Source organism: Candidatus Kurthia intestinigallinarum, from assembly GCF_003991225.1.
Taxonomy (GTDB): domain Bacteria; phylum Bacillota; class Bacilli; order Bacillales_A; family Planococcaceae; genus Kurthia; species Kurthia populi.
This window is the reverse complement of the sequence record NZ_JTFC01000100.1, coordinates 1-1,373: the sequence shown is the minus strand read 5'-3', so window position 1 is coordinate 1,373 and position 1,373 is coordinate 1. Positions and strand designations below refer to the sequence as shown.

The following is a 1,373-nucleotide window of genomic DNA, read 5'->3' as shown; positions in this document are numbered from 1 at the left end:
CTCGTGCCGATAGCATATAAGACTCTCCCCACCGTACTTTTCCCCGAACTATTAGATCCAGCTATTACGGTTACACCTTCTATTTTTATATCTGCGTTAGCTATTATTCCTATATTTTCTATGTTGAGAATAATTTTAAACACACCCTCTCATAAATTAATGTTTTCTCAAGTTGTATTTCTTTAATTTTATATGAGTTATTTTAAAAAAAATACAGTGTTTTTTCGTGTTTATTCGACATTTACACTACAAACACTATAAAAAATAGGTGTTCCAGTGAATTTGTTTTTATAATGGCTTCTAAATGTTGGATCTGCCCCATTTTTGAATTTTCCCCTTAGAAACTCCATTGCTTCATCTCCAACTAGCTCTAATGGCTTCTCTAAACCCTTAGAACAGTGGTAAATCTTTTCCCCTAATAAACGTTCATCTGCGCTAGCTTTATTCATGTACTTCACCATATATCCTGTGATTTTAGAAATATCATAAATATCTTTTACCTCTGCTTTCCCTAAGCCCCATTTCTCCTCTAAAACTCCTTGCGTTATATCTAGATTAACAATCATATGATAATGAATCGCTCCTCTTTCTTGAAACTCTATTACATCAATAAATTTAAGCTCTTCATTTTTACATAATCTACGCAATTTTTTCTTGAAGTTTTTTAATGCTTTATTGGCTTCTTTTACATCAGTTATATTCTTTTCAAATGTTAAAGTAATGAATTTATCGCCGTTAGAAAAATTGGCTTTGATAAGTCTTTTAACAGTATTTCTAGCTCTGATATTACTCTTAGCTCTTGATTTTAGTCGTTCTTCAGGTGTCTTGTTGTCATTTTTAGAGTAGCTACGTCTGTATTTACCTGTATCACTACTTGATAAATCTCTTAATTGGATAGGTGTTATATGAAAGTATACTTCTACACTGTCACCACTTACATATACCTTTGTTGAATAAGATTTAGAATTTTTCAAAGTTCTTGCTAAATTTGTAGCCTTTTCTTCTACTTCTGCAAGTTCCTGTTTTATATCCCATAAAGCATCCTGCTCATCTAGAGGTATATTTTCATAAATTTCTTCTGATTGTGAATTCATAATTATTTACTTCACTCCTTTGTTAAATTAATAAATTATTCAAATTTTAATTACTATGGTTCTTTTATGTAAGGTAAATAATAACAAGGTAATTACATAAAAGAACCGCTCTTTTTTTCACCCAAAACTCCTGAATATTTTTATGTATTTATTTAACTTATTATGCAAAAATATACTTATACATATTTTATAGAAAGGGTGAATATGCGTGCATACCAACCTACATTTACAACCAGTTGCAACTCAATATGATCGCTATCAAGAAGCCTTGAAGCAAAT

Annotated in this window: 1 protein-coding gene; it reads right to left on the bottom strand. The window is 30.4% G+C overall.

Annotation, left to right across the window (positions count from 1 at the left end):
- Positions 1 to 230: 230 nt before the first annotated feature.
- Entirely contained in the window at positions 231 to 1,094 is an 864-nt protein-coding gene (locus tag QI30_RS18875; protein ID WP_126992076.1) for a rolling circle replication-associated protein, read from the bottom strand.
- Positions 1,095 to 1,373: the final 279 nt, after the last annotated feature.